This is a genomic window from Candidatus Poribacteria bacterium (genome assembly GCA_021162805.1).
Lineage (GTDB): Bacteria > Poribacteria > WGA-4E > B28-G17 > B28-G17 > JAGGXZ01.
Genome location: JAGGXZ010000099.1, coordinates 1 through 2,514, shown reverse-complemented (window position 1 = coordinate 2,514; position 2,514 = coordinate 1). Strand labels below are relative to the sequence as shown.

The 2,514-nt window shown below is 50.3% G+C and carries 2 protein-coding genes; both read right to left on the bottom strand.

Annotated elements, in window-relative coordinates; genetic code table 11:
- Positions 1–77: 77 nt before the first annotated feature.
- Positions 78–524, bottom strand: coding sequence for a hypothetical protein (locus J7M22_08000; GenBank protein ID MCD6506555.1), 447 nt, complete (start codon positions 522–524; stop codon positions 78–80).
- A gap of 275 nt (positions 525–799) precedes the next feature.
- The gene (locus tag J7M22_07995) at positions 800–2,356 is read right to left on the bottom strand and encodes a glycosyltransferase family 39 protein (protein MCD6506554.1); all 1,557 of its coding nucleotides are present in this window, start codon (positions 2,354–2,356) and stop codon (positions 800–802) included.
- Positions 2,357–2,514: the final 158 nt, after the last annotated feature.

The following is a 2,514-nucleotide window of genomic DNA, read 5'->3' as shown; positions in this document are numbered from 1 at the left end:
TGTTTCAGGTAGCTATCCAGAAGCATATCTTCACTCATTCTTCTTCTCCTTCCAATAACAGATCATACTTGCCCAAATCAACCGGATGATCTCCAACTCCAACAAGCTGGGGATGTGAATCCAACTCTACTGGTGGTATCTCCTTCCGCCTCCTCAACTTCCTCTTGAGGGTGATCAAGATGAAGTTTCAATCTTATCGGCTTGGCATGCTGGAAGGCCCCTGGCCGCTTCTCCAATAAGGGCAGGTAGTGCAGAGGATCTATCACCTCCTGATGCCTCCTATAGCAGCGGGGATGAGTGGCTATCACCTTATCCATGCGCAGGATCTTTATCCGGAAAGGATACGCCTTCAGCAGAAGGTTCCTCTCAACCTCATCGGCCGGAACTGAGTACCGGTTCGTCTCAAACTCAACCTGGCTGTATCCGTTGACTCTCACCGGCAGGATGCGGCAGCAGTCCATATCCCTTTCAGGCAAGGGCAGCAGGTATTCCTTCTCCATCTGCCATGTTTCTCCTATCGTCATCTTATGCCCCTTTACTTTCCTCTCTCTGAGAGGGAAAGGCCATCATGAACAACTTCCTGCTATAGCATAGTCGCATGGTGAAAAGTTGCACTATCTCCTCTTCACCTCGTCCTGATCACATGGGTGGTGAACCCCAGAAATCTGACCTTGCCCGTTCGTTTGAGTTGATCAAATGCTTAGAAGAGCTCATCACATATCACCTGTTCAGCCCGAGCTTCGGTCCGTCAAATATGAACCTCATCTGGATACCACGTAAGGAGGAAAACACGGAACATTCAGCCTTTGGATTTCACCTTATAGATCACGCTCTCGCCTTCTCTATAGACCTCTTTGAACTCCTCTCGATATCTCTCTATCGACGGCACGAGATACTGTTTCGTCACAGAGGAGATGGGGTTGACGATCACGTAATCTGCTCCGATCCCGTGTATGAATCCGATGACCTCATTCGGGTTCGGCACCCATGGGAAGCTGAAGGTCTTCCGACCGGATAACAGATATACCCAGGATGGTCTATCGCTGACCACGATGGTTTCAGGCGGCGTGTTAACCCTGATCCAGTTTATGACATCCAGAAAATCCGAGACGATCCTGCTGTAATAGGGCTTGGCGTGCTCCGCCTTGATGATGTTGAGGTCCGGGTTTCGGTTTAACCCTATCAGGAGCAAGGTGAGCATTAGGAGAGATGCCTTGCCCATCAAGCTGCGAGTTTTCCCGCCAATGGAAAATTTCAACCTGATGGCTGATTCGATCGAAATCAGTATGAGCTCGGCGGTTTTCAGGAGATAGTAAAATATGAAGGGGATAACCGGAACGAGAAAGCGCTCGCCCTGCCAGGAGGGCCATGCCAGATACACCAGCATGTAGAGCGGGAAGTAATACTCAACGATCGTTCTTCTCCTTATGAGGCAATATATCAGTCCGATTAGCACCACTGCTGAAATGACATGGGCGAGCGCAGCCTCTCCGCCGACTCTACCCGACACGATGTTGGATATCAGACCTTCATAATAAACGATATTTCGACGCAGCCTGACGATGAGATCCCAAAATCCTATCGTCCTGGAATATGGATCGCTCGGGTTAACGAGGATAAGCTCCCTCCCGTATCCCAGGCTTTCCCTCAGGATCGATGGGAGCCGTTTTTCCGGGCTTATAGTCCGGTTTCTGATCGTCCAAAGAAGGGCCGGAATGAGGAAAGTTACGCCGATAAAAGCCGCCTTCCTCAGTTTCAATCTAAACCCCTCGCCTGATTCACCTTCAAGGAGGAGGTACAGGAAGGCGGCCGCGGCAAGCGACACTCCTACTCCCCTGGTGAAATAGGATGTCAAGATCAGAATCGAGGTGATCACCCCGCTCTTATTGAGTGCATCTCTCTTCTCCCCATACCGTCGGATGGGGATCAAGGCGAGCATGGAGAAAAACATATACGGCAGATCGGAGAGGACCCTTGTCGCCTCGAGCATCAGCGGATATGAAGCCGCCGTCAGGGCCATCACCGCCAATGCGATCCACGTGCCGGCTATCCCTCTGATCAGGATGAAGGTGAGCCATATCGCCCCCAATCCCGTAAGCACGATCAAAAGCCTCATCAGAAGGAAGTTGTATCCGAAGATGCCGGTGATAGGCGCAAGCAGAAGCGGGAACATGAAGGGATACTTGGTATGGGCGTATCCCATATAGGTGTAGCCATGTCCTGTGGCCAAGGCCCTGCTGACGGTTATGTATATGGCGCTATCCCATGTGGGTTTCCAGTGGCCGTTGACGAGGAGAAGATATACCAAGCTGATCAGCACCATGAGTATGAAGGGCAGAGTGTCTTTCACCTTCATAGGATAAGCTTCAATTTGCCCCAGATGACAGCCACCCTCCTTCAGACGATGATATAAACGTTTGTCTAAATTACTCGACTTTTGCAGTAACTCTACTGGTAAAAGAGACTGATATAAGATAACATAAGTGAGCAAATCATTCCAGGAGGCCTTTTATG

Excerpts from the sequence above, each read along its gene's own strand:
- J7M22_08000 (MCD6506555.1), bottom strand. The coding sequence starts at position 524 with ATGACGATAGGAGAAACATGGCAGATGGAGAAGGAATACCTGCTGCCC.
- J7M22_07995 (MCD6506554.1), bottom strand. The coding sequence starts at position 2,356 with ATGAAGGTGAAAGACACTCTGCCCTTCATACTCATGGTGCTGATCAGC.